This is a genomic window from Bacillus sp. FSL W8-1141 (assembly GCF_038593205.1).
GTDB lineage: Bacteria > Bacillota > Bacilli > Bacillales > Bacillaceae > Bacillus > Bacillus altitudinis.
This window is the reverse complement of record NZ_CP151973.1, coordinates 714,005-738,331: the sequence shown is the minus strand read 5'-3', so window position 1 is coordinate 738,331 and position 24,327 is coordinate 714,005. Positions and strand designations below refer to the sequence as shown.

17 protein-coding genes are annotated in these 24,327 nt (G+C 40.0%); 5 read left to right on the top strand and 12 right to left on the bottom strand.

Annotated elements, in window-relative coordinates; all coding sequences use genetic code 11:
• Positions 1–124: 124 nt before the first annotated feature.
• Complete coding sequence (locus NSQ52_RS03645; protein WP_342467858.1) at positions 125–1,327, top strand: MFS transporter; 1,203 nt, start codon at positions 125–127, stop codon at positions 1,325–1,327.
• Positions 1,328–1,340: 13 nt separating this feature from the next.
• Here NSQ52_RS03645 and NSQ52_RS03640 read toward each other — a convergent pair whose 3' ends face one another.
• Entirely contained in the window at positions 1,341–2,072 is a 732-nt protein-coding gene (locus NSQ52_RS03640; RefSeq protein ID WP_017366780.1) for a MurR/RpiR family transcriptional regulator, read from the bottom strand.
• 204 nt (positions 2,073–2,276) lie between these two features.
• Between NSQ52_RS03640 and NSQ52_RS03635 the strand changes: the two genes are divergently transcribed.
• Entirely contained in the window at positions 2,277–3,605 is a 1,329-nt protein-coding gene (locus NSQ52_RS03635; RefSeq protein ID WP_039168556.1) for a 6-phospho-beta-glucosidase, read from the top strand.
• A 33-nt stretch (positions 3,606–3,638) separates the two neighbouring features.
• Here the strand turns inward: NSQ52_RS03635 and NSQ52_RS03630 are convergent, their stop codons facing one another.
• Entirely contained in the window at positions 3,639–4,286 is a 648-nt protein-coding gene (locus NSQ52_RS03630; RefSeq protein ID WP_135009843.1) for a DUF3885 domain-containing protein, read from the bottom strand.
• Between the two features lie 113 nt (positions 4,287–4,399).
• Between NSQ52_RS03630 and NSQ52_RS03625 the strand changes: the two genes are divergently transcribed.
• Positions 4,400–4,600, top strand: coding sequence for a hypothetical protein (locus tag NSQ52_RS03625; protein WP_045034441.1), 201 nt, complete (start codon positions 4,400–4,402; stop codon positions 4,598–4,600).
• Between the two features lie 10 nt (positions 4,601–4,610).
• On the opposite strand, the gene NSQ52_RS03620 is transcribed toward NSQ52_RS03625, so the two are convergent.
• Entirely contained in the window at positions 4,611–5,525 is a 915-nt protein-coding gene (locus NSQ52_RS03620; protein ID WP_342473929.1) for an NAD(P)/FAD-dependent oxidoreductase, read from the bottom strand.
• 64 nt (positions 5,526–5,589) lie between these two features.
• Positions 5,590–6,027 carry an Rrf2 family transcriptional regulator gene (locus tag NSQ52_RS03615; RefSeq protein WP_024718615.1) on the bottom strand — a complete coding sequence of 146 codons (438 nt, stop codon included), beginning with the start codon at positions 6,025–6,027 and terminating at the stop codon, positions 5,590–5,592.
• 181 nt (positions 6,028–6,208) lie between these two features.
• Here NSQ52_RS03615 and NSQ52_RS03610 point away from each other — a divergent pair, with 181 nt between their 5' ends.
• Positions 6,209–6,580 (top strand): hypothetical protein, encoded by a 372-nt coding sequence (locus NSQ52_RS03610; protein ID WP_007496834.1) that lies wholly within the window; start codon positions 6,209–6,211, stop codon positions 6,578–6,580.
• 55 nt (positions 6,581–6,635) lie between these two features.
• Here NSQ52_RS03610 and NSQ52_RS03605 read toward each other — a convergent pair whose 3' ends face one another.
• The 7 genes from NSQ52_RS03605 to NSQ52_RS03575 all read right to left on the bottom strand — a co-directional run bounded on the left by NSQ52_RS03605 (position 6,636) and on the right by NSQ52_RS03575 (position 19,627).
• Positions 6,636–7,493 carry an SMI1/KNR4 family protein gene (locus tag NSQ52_RS03605; RefSeq protein ID WP_342473928.1) on the bottom strand — a complete coding sequence of 286 codons (858 nt, stop codon included), beginning with the start codon at positions 7,491–7,493 and terminating at the stop codon, positions 6,636–6,638.
• A 105-nt stretch (positions 7,494–7,598) separates the two neighbouring features.
• Positions 7,599–8,573: a tRNA-dihydrouridine synthase gene (locus NSQ52_RS03600; protein ID WP_342473927.1), complete on the bottom strand. Its 975-nt coding sequence runs from the start codon at positions 8,571–8,573 to the stop codon at positions 7,599–7,601.
• Between the two features lie 598 nt (positions 8,574–9,171).
• A complete protein-coding gene (locus NSQ52_RS03595) occupies positions 9,172–11,736 on the bottom strand; it encodes an SNF2-related protein (RefSeq protein ID WP_217816576.1) in 2,565 nt (854 codons plus the stop codon).
• Positions 11,729–13,024, bottom strand: coding sequence for a hypothetical protein (locus tag NSQ52_RS03590; protein WP_217816577.1), 1,296 nt, complete (start codon positions 13,022–13,024; stop codon positions 11,729–11,731). Before NSQ52_RS03590 ends, NSQ52_RS03595 begins: the two co-directional genes overlap by 8 nt.
• A 3-nt stretch (positions 13,025–13,027) precedes the next feature.
• Complete coding sequence (locus tag NSQ52_RS03585; protein ID WP_342473926.1) at positions 13,028–15,493, bottom strand: sigma factor-like helix-turn-helix DNA-binding protein; 2,466 nt, start codon at positions 15,491–15,493, stop codon at positions 13,028–13,030.
• Between the two features lie 1,775 nt (positions 15,494–17,268).
• Positions 17,269–18,657, bottom strand: coding sequence for a 23S rRNA (uracil(1939)-C(5))-methyltransferase RlmD (rlmD, locus tag NSQ52_RS03580; protein ID WP_342473925.1), 1,389 nt, complete (start codon positions 18,655–18,657; stop codon positions 17,269–17,271).
• A 61-nt stretch (positions 18,658–18,718) separates the two neighbouring features.
• Positions 18,719–19,627 (bottom strand): diacylglycerol kinase, encoded by a 909-nt coding sequence (locus NSQ52_RS03575; RefSeq protein ID WP_007496845.1) that lies wholly within the window; start codon positions 19,625–19,627, stop codon positions 18,719–18,721.
• Between the two features lie 181 nt (positions 19,628–19,808).
• Here NSQ52_RS03575 and NSQ52_RS03570 point away from each other — a divergent pair, with 181 nt between their 5' ends.
• Positions 19,809–20,762 (top strand): nucleoside hydrolase, encoded by a 954-nt coding sequence (locus tag NSQ52_RS03570; RefSeq protein WP_135009857.1) that lies wholly within the window; start codon positions 19,809–19,811, stop codon positions 20,760–20,762.
• A gap of 228 nt (positions 20,763–20,990) precedes the next feature.
• Here the strand turns inward: NSQ52_RS03570 and NSQ52_RS03565 are convergent, their stop codons facing one another.
• Positions 20,991–24,215, bottom strand: coding sequence for an efflux RND transporter permease subunit (locus NSQ52_RS03565; RefSeq protein ID WP_047946801.1), 3,225 nt, complete (start codon positions 24,213–24,215; stop codon positions 20,991–20,993).
• Between the last annotated feature and the right edge of the window lie 112 nt (positions 24,216–24,327).

Below are 24,327 nucleotides of genomic sequence, written 5' to 3'. Positions count from 1 at the left end.
GATGTTCTTTCATTTAGCTTATCACAATCCTCTCATCCTTAAGATGTATTTTTCAATGGAAAGCATCTAGCTCCTTCACTCTCATGCTATACTGAACTTGTTTTTGAAAAGGAGTCGGTTGGATATGGGAAATAAGTTTTGGTTTTATACAGGCAGTAAAAGCCTTCTCATGCTGAGTGATATTCTATTTTTGATGACAGTCACATTGGTTATTTATCAAGATACACAATCTGTCGCCTATGCGGCTGTATTTCCGCTCATAAGAACACTATGTCAGCTATTGGCTGGGCTCCTCTCTCCTGTTTTGACAGAACTCTTTCAAGCCAAGCGTCTATTGAAATGGGTCCCTCTTTTACGTATTGGAATGCTCGTCGTATTCACGACCCAATTTGATTTCTTTCAGCAGCACCTGATCTGGCTGTTTAGTGCGTTCGTTTTGATTTCCATCACAGGCGGGTTCATCAGCCCTTTATTACAGGCCATCATGCCGATGCTTGTATCAGCAAATCAGCTTGTGAAAGCAAACAGTACAGCCTCCGTTTTTTATCAATCTGTTCAAATCGCCGGCTATTCGTTTACTGGAATGCTCGTCCTGTTGATTGGTCCATTTTATTTAATGTGGGCCTCTTGTTTCATGATTGTGTTGTCCTATCTATTGATCATCCCTGTTTTTTCTCTACTCAAGCAAGAAGACACGGTTCAAAAAGAAAATAAGATGAACGGGTTCAAGGATGGCTGGAAGATCATTTGGACAAACAAAACGGTTCGCATCCTGACTTTCATGGATGTTAGTGAAAATATTGCAGGTGCTTTGTGGGTCGGACCGGTTACGCTTGCCTTTGTCACACTTGTTTTAAATGAAGGTGCGGAATGGTGGGGATATATCAATGCCGCATATTATATAGGTGCCATTATAGGCGGACTCATGGCTGCATGGCTAAGTCAGTTTATTCAAAAACAACTTCTCCTCTTTATGGCAGCGGGCTCTTTTATTTATGCAGTGCTGACGATCCTATTTTCACTAAACAGCCTGCCATGGCTTGCATTGCTGCTTTGTATTTTAATGGGGCCTGCCTATCAAATTCGGGATGTTTCGCAGCAAACCATCCTCCAAACGGAAACGCCAGTCCATGAGTTATCAAAGGTGTATTCGGCTCAATACGTTCTCTCTTCTATGTCTGTCAGTTTATCTATTTTCTTTGTTGGATTAATTGCGGATACATTCGGAGCGAGATTTGTGTATTTGTTAGGCGGACTGTTTGTACTCATCTGCTCAAGCATTGCCATCACCACCTTCATGATGCAGAAAAAAAGAGCGGCTGTTTAAGGCAGCGACTCTTTTACTTTTCTTTTAACATCGCAAACATGTCACGCGCCATTGCTTCTAGGATATAGACAACGGGTGTCTGTGTAGTGATGTTGGCTCTATGGACTCGTTCGTCTGTGACGTAATAAGCAATATTCAAGTCAGAAATACGAGAAATTGTACAGTGCTGATTGTTTGTAATACTAATGATCGTGCTGCCTTCTCTTTTAAGTTTCGAAATATGATCAATCGTAATACTGTTCTCTCCTGATACCGACAGCACAATGGTGACACTATTGTCTAAATACTGCATATTCATCGGGAAAAATGGATCATTGATGTAAAACGAAAATTTCTCCAGACTTGAAAAGTACCTTGCCCCATACTGCGCCAAAATACCAGAACTGCCCGTCCCAATAAACAGCACATTCTTTGCATCCGCAATGAGCTTCGCTGCCTCTTTAATCTTCTCCTCAAAATCTCCTTTAAGTGTCCGTTCGATAAATTCATACAGGAAATGCTGCGTGCTTTTCAAAGAAGGTGTTTGTTCTGCTTCTAAATACATTTTGAGCTTCACCTTAAATTCTGAAAAGCCTTCACAATTCACTTTTCGACAAAAGCGAAGGACAGATGAGGTCGATATATGTGCGGCATCTGCCAAATCACGAATTCTCATATAGACGACTTTTTCACTGTTTTCCATAATGTATCGGTATAAAGCGCTTTCTAGTTCATTAAAGCTGGAAATGACCTCACTTGAAAACATCTGACTTCCCCTTTCTCCAACAACATGACACAACACGTTTCTTTTATGTAACAAATCTCTAAATAGGGCACCCTTGCCTAAAGACGCTGAAACCGTTTACGCACAAGGTACTCTCACGATAAGCTATAGATGTACAAACAAATGATAAAAGATTGATTCACTCTATTATAACATTGTGCGTTACATTATTCGGAGGTGCAGAACATGGCAAAAGGATTAAAGGTTGTCACAATCGGCGGAGGATCAAGCTATACACCAGAACTTGTCGAAGGATTCATTAAACGGTACGAGGAATTTCCAATTAGCGAACTTTGGCTCGTCGATATCGAAGCAGGTAAAGAAAAGCTTGAGATCGTCGGAAATCTTGCAAAACGCATGGTGAAAAAAGCAGGGCTTCCAATCGAGGTTCATTTAACTTTAGATCGCCGGAAAGCACTGGTAGACGCTGATTTCGTCACAACACAATTCCGCGTCGGATTACTGGAAGCACGTATGAAGGATGAACGTATTCCTTTAAAATATGATGTCATTGGTCAAGAAACAAACGGTCCAGGCGGTCTATTCAAGGGTCTGCGCACCATCCCTGTCATTCTTGAGATTGTGAAAGATATTGAAGAATTATGCCCGGATGCTTGGCTTGTGAATTTCACAAATCCAGCTGGTATGGTCACAGAAGCCGTACTTCGCTATTCAAACCACCGCAAAGTCGTTGGCTTATGTAACGTACCAATCGGCATTCGCATGGGCATCGCCAAAGGACTTGATGTCGACGCAAGCAGAGTCGAAGTCAGCTTTGCTGGATTAAACCATATGGTCTTTGGACTGAACGTGTTCTTAGATGGCAAAAGCATCATGGATCAAGTGATCGAAGACATGGCAGATCCAAACTCCACCATGTCCATGAACAACATTCACGCCATTCCGTGGGATGCAGATTTCTTAAAAGGGCTTGGCGTGATCCCTTGTCCATATCACCGCTACTACTACAAAACAAGTGATATGCTGGCTGAGGAGAAGAAAGCAGCAGAAAATGAAGGAACTCGTGCAGAAGTCGTCCGTGCACTAGAAAATGACCTGTTCGAGCTTTACAAAGATCCTGATCTTGATATTAAGCCACCACAGCTTGAAAAACGAGGCGGTGCTTACTACAGTGATGCAGCATGTAACTTGATCGCATCCATTTATAACGACAAGCATGACATTCAGCCTGTAAACACAATCAACAATGGCGCCATCAGTGACATTCCAAATGATTCTGCCGTTGAACTGAACTGTGTCATCACAAAAGACGGCCCAAAACCAATCGCTGTTGGTGAAATGCCGGTTGCTGTCAAAGGACTTATTTCTCAAATTAAATCCTTTGAACGTGTAGCCGCTGAAGCAGCCGTGACAGGCGACTACAACACAGCACTTGTCGCCATGACCATCAATCCGCTCGTCCCATCAGATGCCATTGCAAAAAGCATCCTAGATGAAATGCTAGAAGCACACAAAGACTACTTACCACAGTTTTTCAATAAAGTAGAAGCATAAAAAGAAGCCGCACTTGTCAAAGTGCGGTTTTTCTTATTTCTCGGCAAACAACTGATCCATCTGAGCACGGTCATAGTCTAAGAGCCAGTGCTGTAAACCTTCATAAACTGGACGCAGATGTTCTGGATCTGCCGCAATAAGATCACAGCCTCGATCATCATATAAGTGGAAAATCATCTGTTTTGAGAGATTGATAAGATAAATGTCATAACCAAGCTTTCCTTTCATGATTTGATTCGGTTTGTAGAAATCCTCTTGGCATATAGCTTGTAATAGCGGGCGCAATCGAATATCTTGCAACTGACACTTGAGTGTAAATCTCTCTATTTTCATTGTTTCTTCTTGTTTTGGTTGTATATAGGTCAAACGCTCGTGACGCAATCGGTGACGCACTTGTCGGTCGGCATATTTTTGATAAACAAGGAGCTTTTGCTTCGTTAATTCATGTTCATGCTGCGTATAGACATCCGTGACAAGTAGAATATCGTCTTCTGGATCAAAAGCATATCTGACAATTTTTAAAGCCCGATCGCCTGCTTTTTCTAATACAACCGATTCTTCTCCTAATGACCAATCTGCCACTTCAAAGCGAAGACCAAAAGGCCACCTATAAAAAAGAGACGGCGTGAGGACAAGATCAGGAAAATGACTTTTTAAAAAACGATTGGTTTGATCGCTCATCTCATGTCCTTCCATTGGTTTTATTTATTATTTTACCGTTGAAACTGATGGAAATTCAATTGGAAATAAACTGTCATTTCTTATATGATAGAAAGAGATGGAGGTGTGACCAATTGAAAAAATGGTTTTTACAGGTATTCCTCACCGCATTGATCACGATGTGGATACAGACTGGACTTGATCAGGCGAACATCATTCAAATCAACAATGTATGGGTCGATGTCAGCAGCTGGATCCTGATCTTCTTTGTCATCTACGCACTTTTTGAATGGACTGCTCACGTCTTAGCAAAACGGAAAATCGCTCATCGCTGAACATCTCTTTTTACAGAGATGTTTTTTGTTGAAACTCTTCCTGCACAAGTTCATGAATCACGCCCATTCCTGCCTGACTTCCACCTGCTGCTGCAAGAACAAGCTGAGCAGGTCCGCCTAAATTATCACCACATGCAAAAATACCGCTGACGGTTGTACGCCCAAGAACATCTGTTTCAATGCCCCCATTTTTCGTCATTTGACAGCCTAGTTTTTCAGCAAAAGGGGTTGACTGCTTGAAATCACTTGCGACAAATCCGCCTTCTCGTTTCACTGTTTCCCCATTCGCAAGGTGAATAGAGTGTAGCTGTCCATTGTCATGATTGATCGCTACAATTGGCACATCAATAACTTGAATAGAATGTGCTGATAACAGTGCTTTCTCCTCTTCAGCTAACACTTGCTGTCCATTTGTAAACACAATCAAATCCTTTGTCCAATTGGAAAGAAGTTTCGCCATATGCAAAGCGCGCTGGTTCTCTGCAATCAGGGCAAGTGGCTTGTCCTTCAGCTCCCAGCCATCGCAGAAAGGACAGCTAAACAACGTCTTTCCATACACATCATGAATCCCGTTGATCTTTGGCAATATGTCCTGAAGTCCTGTGGCCAAAATGATTTTTTTCGCTTCGAATCTTTCTCCTTCTTGTGTCAGTAACACGAAATTGTCCTCATGATTTTGTATCTCCACAATTCTGCTTCGTTTGATTTGGATATTGGGGTAGTTTTGAAGATCCGCTTCTCCTGCTTGTCTGATCTCAAACGGTGTCATTCCATCGTTTGTAATAAATCCATGTGATTCCTGAGTCACTCGATTTCTTGGCATCTCATCATCGAATACCATGACCTGTTTTCTGCCCCGCCCGACAACAAGAGCTGCATTTAATCCGGATGGCCCGCCTCCAATAATGGCACAATCTAATAACATATAAATCTCCCCTTTTTATTAAAGACTTTAAAGACTTTTAATATCTATAATTAGTTCAAAAAAATCACATGTTGAAAAATGGATTTTTTTCTGTCTGCTCTATTTGGCTTGCAATATCAACTAACCGCTTTTGACTTAACGTCTCCTGCATTTTCGTTTCAACATCCTGCATGACTTGTTCAATCAAACAGCCATCGTGAGGCATGAAAGAATCATGTGCTAAGGAACAACGAAATAAATGGGTTTGTCCTTCTACCGCCTGAATGACGTCTAGAAACGAAATGTCCTCCTTCTTTTTCAGAATGGTGTAACCACCTTTTGCGCCAGGTGTTGATTCAATCAATCCCGCCTTCACAAGCTTTGTTAAAATTTTAGATAAATAGGTAGGTGAAAGATCTTGCATCTTGGCGAGAGGCTCAACGCCTATTGCTTTCCCCTTTGGTGCAAGGGTTAAAAAGACCATCGTATGCAGCGCATAGTTGGTCGCTTTAGAATATTTCATAGAAACATTCCTTTCTATCTATTGTAGACCTTTTATATCTGTAATTGATCATAAAAGATTCAAGAAGAAAAAGCAAGTATTGTGGATCTGCTTCTTTTTTCATTCCACATTTCGCATTTCCTTCCGATAATAGAAGTAAGCACGAATAAAAGCTTGATGAAGACTAGAAGGAGTGAAAAAAATGTCAGATCAACAGCACAATGCAGCACACGAAGAAGAAGAGGAATTTAACGTATACGACATGCTTCCACCCGCAGGAACAATCATTGGCGAAGCAACAGAAGAAGAAATGGAAGCTGCGGCAGCATTAGAAGTGAGACATTACGCCTTTATGCGTCTGCAAGACTCGTACATTCAATTTGATGGATCTTCTTATAAAGAATTGCTTAAAGACTTTCAAGAACTAGAATTTGATTCTGCAAAATTTTGGAGAGCCATCGCACGACGCCTGCAAGTCCCATACGAATGGCCAATCCGAATCGACCATGCAAACGGCCCTATTTATATTGGTGAAACAGAAGATAGCCGTGATGTTGAGGAGAGTGCAGAGTAAAGGAATTGGTGACCCCCTTTTTGATATGGGGGGTTTTTATATTAAATAGATATTCTTATTGCTCTTCTAAATCAAATTCCAACCATAATGATATATTAAAAGCGATTTCATGCATTTCTTCTATTTTTGATTGATTCAATTGCTCCGCAAAACGACGTGCCCTTTGAAAAATATCGTCATTCTGCTTAACCACCACATCATTCAGTGTAAGGATTGTGCTGAGCGCCCAGCCAGCAGTTACTAACATATTTTCGTCTTGAATGGAGTTCATAAAAGTTTCTACTTCTGAAAAAAACCACTTGATATCATCAATTTGGTCTAAATGAAAAAATACAATTTTATGAAGTGCCTCAGGGTCTCGAGTCTTCAATATGTCTTTCACTTCTTCTTTTGATAATGGCGGATTCTGCTTTTCATATTCAGCCTGCCACTCTTCATCTGACATCCCATCTTCTTCGCTATCTTCTGCGGTATAATGCCCTGCAATCAGTTCATCAAACGAATCCGCTAATTTGAAATCCGTCTCATATTCTAGATCAAAGTAATGAATCGGCGGATGCTCCTTTGTTTCTCTATAATCCAAAGCGATCCACGTATGACCATCCCCACAAATAAGCACAAGACCCTCAGGCAATTCCCATTCTTCTATTAAATAATCACTATCCATGATACCTTCGCCTTTCGCGATTCCTCTTAAATGATCAAATGACACATGATCCTCTGCCCATCCATTCGGCTGGTCCGTTGGAAAAGCGTTATGCAGGGTATACCCGCCATTTTGTTCGAGGATAAGCTTTTTATATGTATCAGGCAAGGTGACGCCTAGTTTCTTTTCTGCTTTTGCAATGCCTTTTTCATTGATTTTCTTAAATGTCTCTTCATTTTCTCTGTCTGTATCCCAAAATGGCTTCAAATAAAATACCTCCAATTGTTATTTCTATCTCATTTTACCATTCGAGAGAACTAGTTTAATAGTCCTATTCATAAAAAAGAGAAGGGTTCCCCCTCCTCTTGTTGATCATGATTGTTCCTGATTTCTCGCTTCAAATTCATCTAGCATTGCACGCACTTCATCTGTTGATGATGTGTTCATTAATTGGTTTCTTAGGAAGCTCGCTCCTCTGAATCCTTTTACATAAATCTTAAAGAAACGATGCAGTGCCTTGAATGGACGCAAGCCTAATGAGGAATATTGATCATGAAGATCAAGATGCAACCTTAAAAGACCTAACAGTTCGTCACTCGTATGCTCTTTCGGCTCTTTTTCAAAGGCAAATGGGTTATGAAAAATCCCACGTCCAATCATCACTCCGTCTACTCCATACTGCTCAGCGAGCTTTAAGCCTGTTTGACGATCAGGAATATCACCATTGATCGTCAAAAGCGTATCAGGTGCTACTTCATCACGAAGTTTTTTAATTTCAGGAATGAGCTCCCAATGCGCATCTACTTGGCTCATTTCCTTTCTTGTGCGAAGGTGGATCGACAAATTCACAATGTCTTGCTCCAAAATGTGTCTGAGCCAACCACGCCATTCATCGACCTCTGTAAACCCTAGTCTTGTTTTCACACTAACAGGTAATCCCCCTGCTTTTGCTGCTTGAATCAGCTCTGACGCAACGTCTGGGCGAAGAATCAATCCACTGCCCTTCCCGTTTTGCGTGACATTTGGGACAGGACAGCCCATATTAATATCGAGCCCCTGAAATCCTAACTCCGCCATTCCAATACTCATTTGTCTGAAGTTCTCAGGCTTATCTCCCCAAATATGAGCAACAATCGGCTGCTCATCCTCTGTAAACGTTAAACGGCCTTTCACACTTTGAATGCCATCAGGGTGGCAGTAGCTCTCACTGTTCGTAAACTCTGTAAAAAACACATCCGGTCTCGCTGCCTCACTCACAACATGACGAAACACAACATCTGTCACTTCTTCCATTGGTGCTAATATAAAAAATGGCCGCGGTAAATCACGCCAGAAATTTTTACTCATCTTTCATCCAATTCCTCTCATGACTTCACACACACGATAAGCAAGTTTAGCTAATCAAGTGATTGTCAATTTTAATCATTATATACTTTAATATGAACGAGGCAAAATTGCAAAAAAAGCAAATTTCATGATAGTTGGTGAGAGGAAAGACAGATTCGTGCCGGAGAAAATTGATTTTAGCGCTTTCTGAGAAGCGATAATGAAAATACACCCCAGATTGCGTTACGACATTGGGATGTCAAACCATACATGATATGTTAGTGATTGATACCAGAAAGTAGATATGGGACGACTGATTGAATAAATGCCTCTGGCGATACTTGAGGCTCCTGCTACTCCATTCTACAGAAGCCCTATAGATTCCCAACTTAATACGACCGTAGTCTTTCTTAATGATCCTCTTTTAATTTACACTGTTTTAGCAACATTGTATAAAAAACAACTTTAAGCTGATCTCTAATAATACGCGCTATCGTCTCTTCATATCCTCGATACAACGACTAGATTTGACTTTTGAAAATCGGTGATCGATTTAAAGATACGAACAAAGACTTCTTCATTTAATTCTTCATTCTCGTAAAAATCATAATTCAAAGCATTAATCAAATAAAGCGATAATATCAGCTAAATTTACCATTGGGTCTGGCGTTAACACCCCACGTTCAATGGCCGCAAGCATCCGATCTTCTTTATCCTTCAAACGATAATAAATGCGCTCATCAATCGCATTGCGCTCCCCTTGCTGACCTTGCAGCATAAGGAAGTAATACTGTGTGTATGCATCTTTCTTTAACCCAAGACGGTGAATCCGATCGCGTGATTGAAGGAGATGCGTAAGGTTAAAAGAATACTCTAAATAAATTGCATCGTGACACGTATGATGTAAAGAAACCGACTCACCTAATGTATGAGGATTCGTAATTAAAATGTCGATTTCCTTCTTTAGAAACTGCTCAATGATCGCATCGCGTTCTTGCTGGCTCGTACTACCATAAATTACTTTTGCACAAATGCCTAATTGGCGTAGTTCACTTTCAAGCGATAACATTGTATCAACAAATATACACCAAATGATCGTTTGCTTTTGCTCCTGATACAGTGAGCGTATTAAGTCGATGGCCTTGAAATATTTAGACGTTTTCGGCACGCTTTGAATTAAGTCAATTTCTTGCTCTGTAAATTCAATTTTCTCCGGATCAACGGCGTGCCAAGGATTCATGTTGTTGCCTGCATCATCTCCGTACATTTCAATATAATCAATGCTGTTCAGCAAAAGAGAGGGGTTTACAGAGGCTTGGATCAAGCGAATGTACAGATGGAAAACGGAATGTCCGTATTTTCGATACAATAAGTTCAGCAGTTGCTGCTCTTGATCAGTAGCAAGCACATAATATAATTCGTTTTCATTTGCTGGCGGTACCTGTAGCTCAGCTTTCGTTGTTCGCCAGAAGAATGGATATAATAAATCATTGATGCGCTCCATCGTGACTGCATTCGGATTTTTCAGTTGATCCTTCCGGAAATTAAAATATAATTCGTATTCCTCATCGTATAAAATTTTCAATAAGTTATAAATGTCTTCATACGTGTTGGGAATTGGTGTACCCGTTAACGCATATTTAAATTTTGCACGCTTTGATACGTCCATCACCGATTGCGCACGAGCACTTTGGATGCCTTTAATTTTATGAACTTCATCTAAAATAAGCATCGTTCTGTCATCGATGACACGGTTCAGCACGTCCTGGTATTTAGCAACAGCCTCATAATTGACTAAAATGACATTGCATTTCCCCGCTTCAGCCATAAACTCGGTCGGTGAATACTTATAACGCTGCACATCTAATACGCGCAACTCCTTGTTCATCCCAAAATTCTCCGAAAACTCCTGCTTCCATGCCAAAAATGAATTTTTTGGCCCAAACATGACAATTTTATCAACTTGATCAATTTCAGGGGCTGTTAAATAAGAAAAAACAAGATAAGCCATCGTTGTTTTCCCAGCCCCTGGCACTGAAAAGTTCGACGCCCGCTGCATTTCATACATATAAAAGGCACTCCAAATCTGCACATCTCTCGGCGGACGCGCAAATGCCTGGGCTGCGATAGCTTTAAAGGCCTCAAAGCGCTCGGCAATGACGAGAGCCACATTTCTTTGATAATATTTAATCGCCTTCCCATAATCCGCACGCTCTTTAATATAGTACGCCTTTTGCGAAATAAATTGCTGAAGCGCTTCCGTTACGACTACCTCAAATTTTTTACGTTCAGCAAATTTCTTTATGTGTTTAATAATGTCCTGCATATGTAAATGTGTTAAATTTTTCTCAAAGTGTGGGAAACCGCCATCTAAATAGGCAAACAATTTTGATCGAAAGATTGATTCCGTTCCTTTGATCTTATACGAGGTTACATTATTGTGTACGATTAATTGCTCATTTACATATTCTAAAATAAGCGCATTTGGTGTTAATAACGTTGCATTCAAAATTAGCTTCCCCTTATCATATTTAATCAGTTGCTGTTTAATGACCTCATCGACGTCTTTAACAAAAACAAAGCCGTTTTTGGAGCCGCCCTGCCATAGCTGAGCGAAGCGTTCGATTGCTCGAAATGGTCGTTGCAAATCGAATGAGGTGCTTTTCCACGATGCCGTTACATCAAACGCCTCATAATTTTTCGCAATGGCGGCGGCCGTTTCATTGTTGGAACCGTTAAAATAAATGAGATTACCATTGGCATCCTCGCAAATGCCATACTTACTATGGAAAATACCGCTATGCGTAAAGCCCACTTTAATATCGATTACCCCTTGTGCAATCAAATGCGTAAAGTTGCTGACATTGCGCTGTTCTTCCAAACTAAGCGCAAGGTAATCGTGGTGCGCAAGCTCAGGTGTTAGCTTTTTCTTTAACACATAGCCCACCTTTAGCATTTCGTAATCGTCATAGCTAATTTCATGAGAAATAATAAAGCGCATTTTTCCGTTATTGCGAATTAAGCCTTCGATGCCCTTGCTGTAGGCAGCTAATGCTTTAAAGCTAAAGTAGGCACTCACCCGATCGTACTTAACTGTCTTTTCTAGCACGGGAATATAAAACGCGTTCGCTATATCATCTTCGTCTGAAAAATAGGAAGGCTGTAATGTGAGCGTTTTATACACGTAGCGCCTCTTCTATTTTTTCCATTTCCGTCTTGAGCTTATTGTACAACGTTAGGAAATTTTGTTCGGTTTCATCATCCATATGTTTTAACTGGACGTAATCTAGTTGATCGAAGCTTTTCAGCACTTTGTTCATAATCGTAACGGGCTTTGTTTGTGCGTCGTTTAATTGACCGTTTTCAATATAGTCTTCCCCTTTTACGACGATCTCTTGCTGCGTACCCTCAATGTTTTTACTTACTTCTTGGAGTGTATTTAGATCAAGCTGATCATAGTCATGAAGCGTATCGTAAATATCATCAACGAAGTCTTCCATTTCTTCTAAATATTCATCCTTTTTATCGGTGCCGATAATGTGCTTCCCGATATCTCGAATATAACGAGACAGGTCATCACTCCTTCTTTGCTTCTGTTGAGTATTCGTTTTCAACATCCGGCCTGAAAGTGCGGTCATAAATAAGGTGTCCCGAATGCGTAGGTATTCTTGTACTTCGCTTTTATTGTCTCTCTTAACATCTAAAATTGTAATAACATCGATGCCCTTTAACTGGCGTTCAATGATGTTTAAAATGTCCTGGAAGATCGTATCGAATTCCCAATCACGTGCAATGTAATACTGCTTTTCTGCATTAATATATTGTAAAAATTGGTTCATTAATACAGAACGTTTAACCATTTTCTTAACATCGCCTACAGGCTTGTTCACATATTGGATGTACTCGTCAATCGTAAAGAGCTTGTTTTCAATAATGTCCTGATAAATGTCAACTAAGTTATCAATCGGATTGTATTCAACTGGCTTTTCTTTCCCGTGCTGAAGCTGTAGTTCGAGCTTTTTAATATCTTTATCGTCAATACCCTCGGATTGATCTAATAAAATCGCCTTAAAGTAAATGTCCGTTTTACCCTCTGCTTGCAATTTACGAAGCGCCGTAAAACGGCGATTGCCATCAATAATACGGCCATCGTTTAGCACAACGCCTGGCTCAAGCTGACCGACTAATTGAATATTTTTTTTCGTTTTGTCTAAAGCGTTCGGATTAGAAGCATAAATGAACTGTTCTAATACTTGGTTGTACGCCTCTAGATCGTCTTTTTGTAATTCATTGCCGCTTGATAGATATTGGCTAATGTACGTTGAAATACGGCCATTTTTTTCGTTATAATGGCAATACTCTAGAGGAATAACCATAACTTTATATATTTTTTCTTTATTTTTTATGAAAAGTGGACGGGTTTCTTCTGTTTCCATAATTGATTTACCAATAAGTTGCTTTAAATCCTCCATGTTTTACCCCTCTTTACTATAAATAGCTACATAAAATGCTTCCTTGCTTGGGTACACCTTATTCATCTCTTTCGAATAATGTATTGTTGAATTTTGCATGACGTAAATAAGCTTCTCTTTTTTTATTTCTACGCCGAATTCATTTTTTATCCTATATTGTAGGAAGTCGAAGTCTAGCGGCTCATCGTGCTGAGTGAGCAGCCATGAGATAAAGTCCTTCAGTGTAAATTCTTGCGCCTGCTCCTTTGCAAAAATCGTACATTTTCTTGTATATAATGTGCGAAGTTTCGGATGCGTCCAAATAATGCGTTCGTAAAAAATCTCGTCGAATCCATAGTCTTCTACTTCATGCTCAAATCCTTTGTTTTTCAAATAGTGATACGTGAAATAAGGGACTTGTGCAAATTCAAAAGCTGCATTCCGATAAGCTACTAATGCGTCCTTAGTAACTCTCGCATCCTGTAATTTTTTATTTGTCAAATACACATCATGCGCGATTTTGACGACGTCTAAATTTTTCTCTAAATTATATAAGGCTGATAAGAAATGGTTCGTTTTAAAATGTGGTGTTCGATTATTTTTAAACAGTCCATCTTTTAAAATGAGCTGCGTAAAATATTGATCGACAGAAACATACGTATGATGGAGGATGAACAGGCCCCTTAAGTTGTAGTTGAGCTTCATTAACGCTTGATTGTTGACAAATTTTTCTTTGAAATTCTTGATGTGTTCGGATCCAAGAACAATAAATTCATGAACAGTGTAAATTGCATTTTTCAGCAGCGAGCGGACTAACTCATACTCTTCTTCACTCACATCCGCATAATCAACCTTAATTTTATTGTTATCAATAAAAGCTAAGTAATCATTGTATAGTAAACTATATAAAGAATCTTGACGTAAGCCATAATGCTCTTCCACATACACTAAAAATTCCTCTACCTCTATTGGTGCCAATTCATAGAATAAGTTTTTCAAAAACTCATCCTTCTTCGTTTGTACAGTAAATTCTGGCATTCTCGTAAATGTAACACCCTCGACCTCAATGCATTTTTTATACAAATTGTGCAACTCATACTCCGAATCAATATTTAACTCGTCCATCAAAGCTTCATTCTCTCTAAATAATTTCGACATATTATATACTCCGGGGTCTAAAACTAAGAGCTCCTTTAACTGATGAATCGTTTCTTGCTCAATTTTCGTCGTGTCATAAAAACGGAAGCCGTTGCTTTTCGTACGTAAGATTTTCGGGGAACGATCGGGCATCCCATACACGTTCTTCACCGTAAATAAAAGCGATCGATTTAACTGATGTTCCGCTATGAACGTATTTGCTACCTCAATAAATTCCTCGTTGCTCACTGCGGTTTGACCGAGATGGAACATTAGATGCTCAAAAAAGTTCAATTTATTAGTGTATGGCATCACTTGTTGTTCGAAGTTAATGTAGCAATCAAAGTGTGCTAAAATGAGCTTTTGCTGCGCCTCCGTTAATGTGAGCTCCCCTAATGTCTCTAATAAACCCTTATTACCTCGTTTTAATTTAACGTTTAACAACTGATATACTTCTGGGCTTTCGGCATATACAGCTGAAAATATTTCTTGACTCCAGTTATATGCTTCAAATACGTCCTTATAATAAATGAGCTCCTCAAGCTCCGGCAATCGATTGAGAACCTTCGTCTCCATTTGTTGAATCCGCTGACGTGACACTTCTAAGCTGTCGCCAATTTCCTTGAAAGTATCTCCATTCATACGGCGAAGTAAAATATCTTTTTCGTTAAAATCACTTGCTAAAAATTCTTTTATAGTTTTATATTTTTTAGCGAACCCGAGATGCGGTGTATTAGTCAAGTAGTTTTCAGCCTTTTTTTTATCTAAAAATTGTTCAATACACTGCTCATCTATAGCTTCTTTTGGTAGCTGAAGGAGCTCACTTAAAACGTCACATAACACGTCAACATCCACGTATTGACGCGGCGCTAACTGCTCAAAGTACTGGCATAAGTAAAAGTTGTACATATTAACAGTAACATCCAGTCGAAATAATGTTTCACACGCCTCATACGCTTTCTTAATACGTTCAAAGCTGGCTTTTTTGTTCTTTCGACCAATGCAATCAAAAAACATATCGTATGTCATCGATGAAAGCTGCTGGTACATAATATCATGATCCACAAGCAATTGAATATTGACTGGTGATAAACCGGCAGCGCCTAACTTATACACCGATTGCTCATACCCGGCCTCACTGAATGCAGGCAGCGTATTCATTACTTTTTGAATTAATGCCTTCTTTGTCTTTTGCATTTGGGTCACCTTGTTCGAAGATACTAAGAAATCGTTGACCACGAACTCCTCTGCCACAAGTTTTTCAATATTGTTTTTCGAAACACCAAACTCTAGTAGACAGTAAAGTGTGTGCGGATTAAATAAATAATGAAAATGACTCAATTGCTGAAACATTTATAGTTCTCCTCGCTACACATTTAAATGTTTTCTCATATCGTTTTTTGACCCTGCATTTTCAATCTATTACCATTATTAAATTATTTTTGAAAATTTTCTCTATCTTTACCACTAAGAATATTTTACACTAGTTGCCTCAGTTCGTCATTAAAACATTTATCGCAGTGGGTGGTCATGGTCGTGTTAAGGTAGTACATTGTTATATGGATCTAGAAGTTCCATTCTCACTTACAAAATATCTTCACATAATTACATGTAAAAGTACTAGTAATGTAATTATGTTCTTTCTTTTACGCAAATAGATTTTATCCCCAGTATAAAAATGAAAAGCTGGTGACCAATTGGCACCAGCACTCTACAATCATTTCGAAATAAAATTTACCGATTAATTACTTTTTAGACTACGAATATTTTTACTATCATATTGTTTCTCAGGGCCAAGTCTTTACTTCTACTTTAGCAACAAGGGATATTACCTAACATCATTGTTTCTTCTTTATTACTAAGGATATCCGAAGGCACTTAAGTGGAATTATATTAGATTATGTCCAAAGAAATGCTAGAAATAAATGATTTTCAAAAACGAACTCTTAGACTCTTATCTTTCAATAGTACTTATCGTTGCGCACCTGCTATCTAGATGTTTAATTAACGAAATTTCTACAGTAACTATACTAAAGGTAAACAGGTTCGCTCATTTTCTGATATTTGGTTGACTTAAAACTTAACTAAGATAAGGCACCTTGTCTTAAACACAACTTGATGAGTTGAAAATTTCATAAAAAAGATAACCGCACGACTAAAGATATGCGCATAAGAAAAACACTATAAGACCACCCAAATTACATGTAGCTATGCTTTTTTCCTAATGGTCTTTCGATACAGTAGTTAAGTTCACTGTATTCTTATGTCTTATCGGTAGTTGTTTTTTTCGTTTCTCCAGAACACTCATTTCTATTATAGGAGTATGAATTCACTATATATTCCACTAATAAACCCTCTACTAGAAGTAAAATCCATGAAAAAGAGCACAAAATTCTCTAAATTAGGTTTCACGGCTTAAATCCAGAAAGCTAATAGAGTTCATAGTTCACATCAGATAAGGATAGCGAATACAGCTAATTAATGCACACCAGATAAAGATGGCTCAATATGGCTAATATCTTTTAACGGGAGAAACTAAAATAGAAAAGAAAAAAACAGACTCACTAACTATTGAAAGAGTTTTTAGCGATAGTTCAATGTCATTCGAGTTAAAAGCAGTGTTGCTAAAGAAGAAGCAGTTAAACTATCACGGAGAATAAAACTAGGTTTACAGGGGAGTGCCAAAAAAGGGAGACATAAAGCCTCTATCCCTCCTTACGTATACAAAGTGAACCCCTATACTCGAAAACTAGAGCCTAATGAGGTAACTTCTCCTGTAACCAAAAAGATATTTCGTCTTTAATTTCTATGAAGGTTGGGGAATGTTCAAAATTACTAATGAATTAATGGAAAGGAGAGTACCAACTCCTAGAACAGCAGCAGGAGCAATTAATTCAAGCAAATAATGGCTCAAAAACACAATTAAAGGTATCCTTAATAATCCTGCTTATACTGGAAGATTAGTCCATCATAGAGAGGAAACAACGAAATTTTTTAGTGCCTCCGAACTTTATAAGATGAGAAAAAAGTACTTCAAAGGCTCATAAACAAGATAGAGGTATTCGAGGGCGAAAAGAGTAGATACACTATAACCTTTCCCCCTCTCTTTCCTCTTAATTAAGTTCAGCTTAATCTACTGTACCTTTTAAAACAAGTTTCACTGTCACCTCAACATGACTCGTATGCGGAAACATATCCACAGGCTGCACTTCCTCCGTCACATACCCACCATCTTCAAGAATACGCAAATCACGAGCTAGCGTCCCAGGATTACAGGACACATACACAACACGGTTTGGTTTCATCTTTAAAATCGTATCAAGCAGTGCTTCATCACAGCCTTTTCTTGGCGGATCAACAACTAACGTATCTGCTTTGATGCCTTCTTGGTACCAGTTTGGGATAACAGTTTCTGCTTCGCCGACTGCGAATTCAACATTGTTGATTCCGTTTAAGTCAGCGTTGCGTCTTGCATCTTCAATCGCTTCTGGCACAATTTCCACGCCATATACTCTGCCTGCTTTTTGTGCGAGAAATAAGGAAATTGTACCGATTCCGCAATACGCATCGATCACGGTTTCTTCTCCTTGCAGCTCGGCATATTCCAGCGCTTTGTCATAAAGCACCTTTGTTTGAGCTGGGTTTACTTGATAAAACGAGCGGGCTGAAATAGCAAATTTGATGTCGCCAATCGTGTCATAAATGTATTCTTCTCCCCATAAAACGGTCGTTTCGTCTCCGAAAATGACATTTGTCTTCTTTGAATTCACGTTTTGCACAATTGACCGAACGTGTGGGAAGCGTGCTATAATCTGTTCAATCACCTGCTGCTTTTGCGGAAAATCAGCCGTTCTTGTGACAAACACAACCATCATTTCACCTGTTGCAATACCGTAACGAACCATGACATGGCGAAGCCAGCCTTTATGACGTTCTTCGTTATATGCTTTGATGCCAAACGCATTGCAGATGTCTTTTACTGCCTGTACCACTTCGTCATTTTCTGATTGCTGGATCAAGCATTTTTCCATATCAATGATTTCATGGGTACGCTGCTGATAAAATCCAGCAACAAGTCCGCCTTCCCGTTCGCCAACTGGTACTTGTGCTTTGTTTCGGTAGTTCCAAGGGTCTTCCATGCCGAGTACAGGATGAACTTTTACACGGCTCATATCAAGCTTGCCGATCCGCTCCAATACGTCCTTTACTTGTTTCTGTTTAAATTGCAGCTGACCTTCATAGCTCATGTGCTGGATTTGACAGCCGCCGCACTGCTTGTAAATGGGACATGGCGCATCTTGCCTGTGCTGACTTTCCTTTGTCAGCTCCATGAGTCGTCCAAAAGCAAATCCTTTTTTGACACGTGTGACTTTGATTTTCCCTTGTTCGTCAGGAAGGGCATTCGGTACAAACACAGGGAAACCCTCAATTTTCGCTACTCCTGCACCTTCGTGCGTTAAATCTTCGAAGGTTACATTGTAGTATTCATTCTTTTCAACAGGCGGTTTCATTTTCACCAATTTTATCACCTCATTTGCAAAGAAAAACTTGGTCGCCATAAGGAACCAAGTTTAGTCTTCACCCTATTTTTTCAGCTGTTGCTTTTGGCACAATAAATTCAATATGGCGATACAGATTTTCAAATTCACCTGGCAGCATGCCGCCGTATTCACCATCTAAATTCAATTGCATTTTATCTTTTACATCTACCTTCACGCGATTCGCTTTTGCGTAGATGACATTGTTATCATGAATATGCTCGCCTCGAAGTGCAAGACTGACCACTCGAATGGCTTCTGCTAGATTGACCTTCTTTAGAATGATCAGGTCAAACATCCCGTCATCTAGAATGGAATCTGGTGCCAGCTTTTCAAAGCCGCCTACTGAGTTTGTTAGTGAAACAAGAAACAGCATGATTTCTCCATGAAACAATTTGCCGTCATATTCAATTTCGACTTCTGTCGGGCGAATGGATGGTAGCATCTCCATGCCTTTCAAATAATACGCAAGTTGTCCTAGCATGGTTTTCAGCTTACTAGGCACTTCATAGGTCAGCTCTGTTAATCGGCCGCCTCCCGCAATATTAATGAAATACTGTCCATTCACTTTACCAATATCAAGCGGCTTTGCTACACCATCAATGATGGCATCTGTCGCTTTTAAAATATCTTCTCTTGGAATGCCAAGTGCTCTAGCGAAGTCATTGGTCGTTCCAACTGGAATGATTCCTAATTTTGGTCTTTTTTCAAGCGGTGCTAATCCATTGACGACTTCATTAATCGTGCCGTCTCCACCAGCTGCTACAATTAAATCAAAATCTCTCTGTGCGGCTTTTTCGGCTGCTTGTGTTGCATCTCCTGCACATGTCGTCGCATGACAAGATGTTTCATAGCCAGCCTGTTCAAATTTTTGCAAAACCTGCGGTAAATTCTTCTTAAAGAGTTCACGTCCAGATGTCGGATTGTATATAATTCGAGCACGTTTCATTCATCATCATCCTATTATCATTATGCAATCTATTTTCACCACTAACAACCTTTAATTATACTATGAGATTTGAAAATGGCAACAGAACAACCCCCTAATATTTGAAATCTCACGGTACGTTTCCCTCAGCAGATCAGCATTCTGATAAGATAAAAGAAAACGATGAAAAGGATGGTATGCCATGAAAAAGCCTGTCTATTTCAACCATGACGGCGGTGTTGATGATCTCGTGTCCTTATTTCTACTTCTTCAAATGGAACACCTGAAAGTGATCGGGATGTCTGTGATTCCTGCTGATTGTTATTTAGAGCCTGCGCTGAGCGCCTCTCAGAAAATTATTGATCGATTTAGCCCATATGAGATTGAAGTAGCCGCTTCCAATTCTAGAGGTGTGAATCCATTTCCAAAGGAATGGCGCATGCATGCTTTTTATGTAGATGCCCTGCCGATTTTAAATGAAAAAGGCGCTATTGATACAAAAGTATCTAAGCTTCCTGCACATCTTCACCTGATTGAAACGGTGAAAAAGTCAACCGAACCTGTTACGCTGCTCTTTACAGGACCGCTCACAGACCTTGCACGCGCCTTAGAAGAAGATCCTTCCATCTCAAATAAAATTGAGAAACTGGTATGGATGGGCGGCACATTCCTTGAAAAAGGCAATGTAGAAGAACCCGAGCATGATGGAACAGCAGAATGGAATGCTTTTTGGGACCCTTATGCTGTGAGCACCGTATTTCAAGAGCGTTTTCCAATTGAAATGGTCGCACTGGAAAGCACGAATCAAGTCCCGCTCACACTCGATGTCCGTCAACGATGGGCTTCCCTTCGCTCTCACATCGGGATTGACTTTATTGGACAATGTTATGCCTTTTGTCCGCCTCTCATTCATCACGAAACGAACTCGACTTACTACTTATGGGATGTGCTGACCACGATCACTCTTGCATCCACCTCATTTACCCGTTCAAAAGAAATGAATGCAATTGTTTATACCGAATCGCCAAGACAAGGACGTACCGAAGAACATCCAGATGGAAAATCGATTCAAGTCATTGACCACGTTGATCGAGATGCCTTTTTCGAGGCCTTTGAAGAGCTTATGAGAAAAGCGGTTTGTCAGATTTCATCATAAAAAAGCCCCGCTAATAAGCGGGGCTCAAATTGTTGACACAGGGCTAAAATGAACTTGATTTTAGCCCTGTGTCTTCTTTTCAGCGTGATAGAAAACCTTTGCATTCTAGGAAGGACGAGTACCGGCGCGGAGCGAATTTGACATTCGTGAGCACCGGCACGCAGGACTGGCAAAGAATGCGAGGGTTTGTCTACACGCTGAAGCCCCGCTCATGAGCGGGGCTTCCTCTTACTCTTCTTCAGCGTACTTTTTCTTACGTCTAAACTTACTTAAGATTTCATACACGATTGGCACGATGACCAATGTGAGAAGTGTAGAACTTGTTAAACCGCCAATAACGGTGACGCCAAGTCCTTTTGATACGATCTGACTTCCGCCTTCAAAACCTAATGCGAGTGGCAGCAATGCACCAATTGTCGCAAGTGCCGTCATTAAGATTGGGCGTAATCTTGTTGTACCTGCTTCAAGTAAGGCTTCTCTTGTTGAAAGTCCTTCTTTTTCTTTATGAATCACTCGGTCAATCAAGACAATGGCATTTGTTACAACGATTCCGATCAGCATCAGCAATCCAATCATGGCATTTAAACTGATGGTTTCTTTCGCTACAAACAATCCAACGAGTGCACCAATAATCGTAAATGGAAGTGAGAACAGAATCGCAAATGGTGCAAGACCTCCGCCAAATGTAATGACGAGAACGAGGTATACAATAGCAATCGCTGCAAGCATTGCGAGTCCTAGCTGTGTAAAGGATTCCTCAATATCCGCACTTACACCGCCTGTATCAATCGTAACGCCAGATTTTAAATCAAGCTTGTCAACTTTCTTCTGGACATCTTGAGTCACACTTGATACGTCGTCTGTTGTCATGTCACCAGATACTTCAGCGTAAATCTTCCCATCACGCTTTGTCACAGTGTTTGCTGTTGTGCCATCTTTCACTTTCACCACATCGCCAATTCGGACTTGTTGTCCTGTTGGTGTTGTGATCTTTTTATTCTCTAGATCTTTTTTACTCTTGTATTCATCTTTTTCCGTTTGAAGCTTCACATCTAGTTCTTTGCCGTCCTCTGTTACTTTCGTCAACGTTGTTTCATTACTTTGAGGAGCGATCGCCTGTGCGATTTGTGAAGCGGTCAAGCCTAGTTTCGCCAGTTTTTCTTGATCTGCATTAAACGTATATTCGTCATATTTCTCAGATAAGCTTGTGCTGACGTTTTTCAAGTTCTTCTCATCTTTTAAAATGTTCTCGACATCTTTGACTGTGCCTTCAATATCACTTGCTTTGTCACCGTACACATAGTACGTCACTGTATTGCTTGCGCCAGCAGATGAGAAGTCTTGTGATTTCCATTCCCCTTTAGACGTTTTGTCTTGAAGGGCTTTAACCACACGATCTTTTTCTTTATCAAAGTTCGGTGTGTCCTCGTCGTATTGTACGAAGAATAATGCACCGTTAGAGTTTCCACCAACACTTGCTGTCAGCGCATTTGAAGAGCCTAATGAATATTGAACCGTATTGACATGATCACGTTTCATTAAGTAATCTTCTGCCTTTTTCGTTTCAGCAATGGCTTGTTCTCTTGTTTGTCCAGGCTCTGGCGTGTATGTCACCATTGCCGTTTTTTCTGCTTCCTGTGGTAAGAAGCTGACACCGACAAGTGGTGCGAGGAATAAGCTTCCGATCAGCATCAAAATCGCAATTCCTGACGTGATCCATTTATGGTTCAATGTCCAATTGAGTACACGTCTATAACCACCAGCAAGTTTGCTTGGTTTGTGTTCTTTTACCTTTTTCGCTTTGCCGTACAGGTTCTTTTTAAATAGGCTATGAGCCATCATTGGAACGATTGTAATGGCGACAAGTAGTGAAGCCATTAGAGCAAACACAATGGTTAATGCAAATGGGATGAATAGTTCACCGATCATTCCACCCACTAGCGCTAATGGCAAGAATACCGCAATTGTGACAATCGTCGAAGACATAATCGGAATAAACATTTCTTTTGTGGCTTCTCTAACGAGTGCTTTGCCTTTTAACGGTTCATCTTTTAACGCCATTCGTCGATAGATGTTTTCTATGACGACAATCGAGTCATCGACAACACGTCCAATGGCGACTGTCATGGCACCAAGTGTCATGATATTTAATGTGATATCTAGCTGATTTAATAATAAAACAGCAATCAACAGGGATAACGGAATAGAGATGACCGAAATTAATGTTGATTTGATATCTCGAAGGAACAACATGATGATAATGATCGCAAAGATTGCTCCGATGATCGCCTTGTTCAGCATTGTGCTGACAGATTCTTTAATCGGCTCTGCTTGATCATATGTCGTGCTGACTTTGATTCCTTTATTGTCTTTTTTGAATGTTTCAAGTTCTTTTGTGACTGCTTCTGCTACACTCACTGTGTTGGCATCAGAGCCTTTGACAATTTGCAGACCGATACTGTCTTTTCCGTTCGTTCTAGAAATCGATTCTGCATCTTTCACGACTTTAATATCTGCAATCTCAGAAAGTTTGATCGTCGGCAGCTCTACCGATTGACCGCTTGCTGCACCTGCACCAGTTTGCTGCTGAGCTGCTGCCTGCTGCTGACTTGCACTTCCAGCCTGTTGATCAGCACCTTGAGCTCCTGCATTTCCTGAGCCGCTAGAAGGCGCTCCAGCTCCTGCGCTTCCCGCACCGCCGCTTGCACTTGGTGTAACAGGAATTCGCATGTTTTTCAAATCTTTAACACTTAAAATATTGCCATCCACTACGACTGATTTTTGCTTGTTGCCAAATGTGTATAACCCTAAAGGTACATTGACATCAGAGCCTTTGATCATGTTTTGGACAGTTTCTTCATCTAAACCATATTCCTTTAATTTCTTTTGTTTAAAAGAAAATTCTACTTCTTTGATTTGTTGTCCAGAAGCTTCGACAGAAGAGACACCATCTAAACCTTGAAGAGAAGGAATAAGGTCATTTTCCACTTTTTGTGTCAGGTCTTGTAATGATTCTTTATCACCGGAGACACTAAGAGCTAAGATTGGAATCGCATTGATGCTAAAACGTGCGATTTTTGGTTTTTCTGCATTTTCTGGGAAATTGATATTGCTAATGGCATCTTCAATTTCCTTCTTTGCTTCATCCATATCTTTATTGTAATCGTACTCGATTTGAATCGATGAGGCATTTTCAAAAGAATTAGAAGTGACCACATTCACCCCATTGAGATTTTGTATCGACTTCTCAATTGGATCTGTCACCTTATCTGATACTTCGTCCGGCGTTGCGCCAGGATACGTTGTAGAAACCGTAATGACTGGAGTGTTGATATTTGGGATTGATTCTTGTTTCATATTCAATCCGGCATATAGACCAGCAACTGTTACGATAATCGTCATGAGCCATACAGCGAACTTGTTCTTTAATACAAAATTGATGATCGAATTCATTATGTCCTCCATTTTCCTTTATGTATTGACTGACTGGTCATTCTATATCATAATAAACGGTGATATACAATGCCGTCAACCATTTCACTTGCGTTTGACGTAACATTCTAAA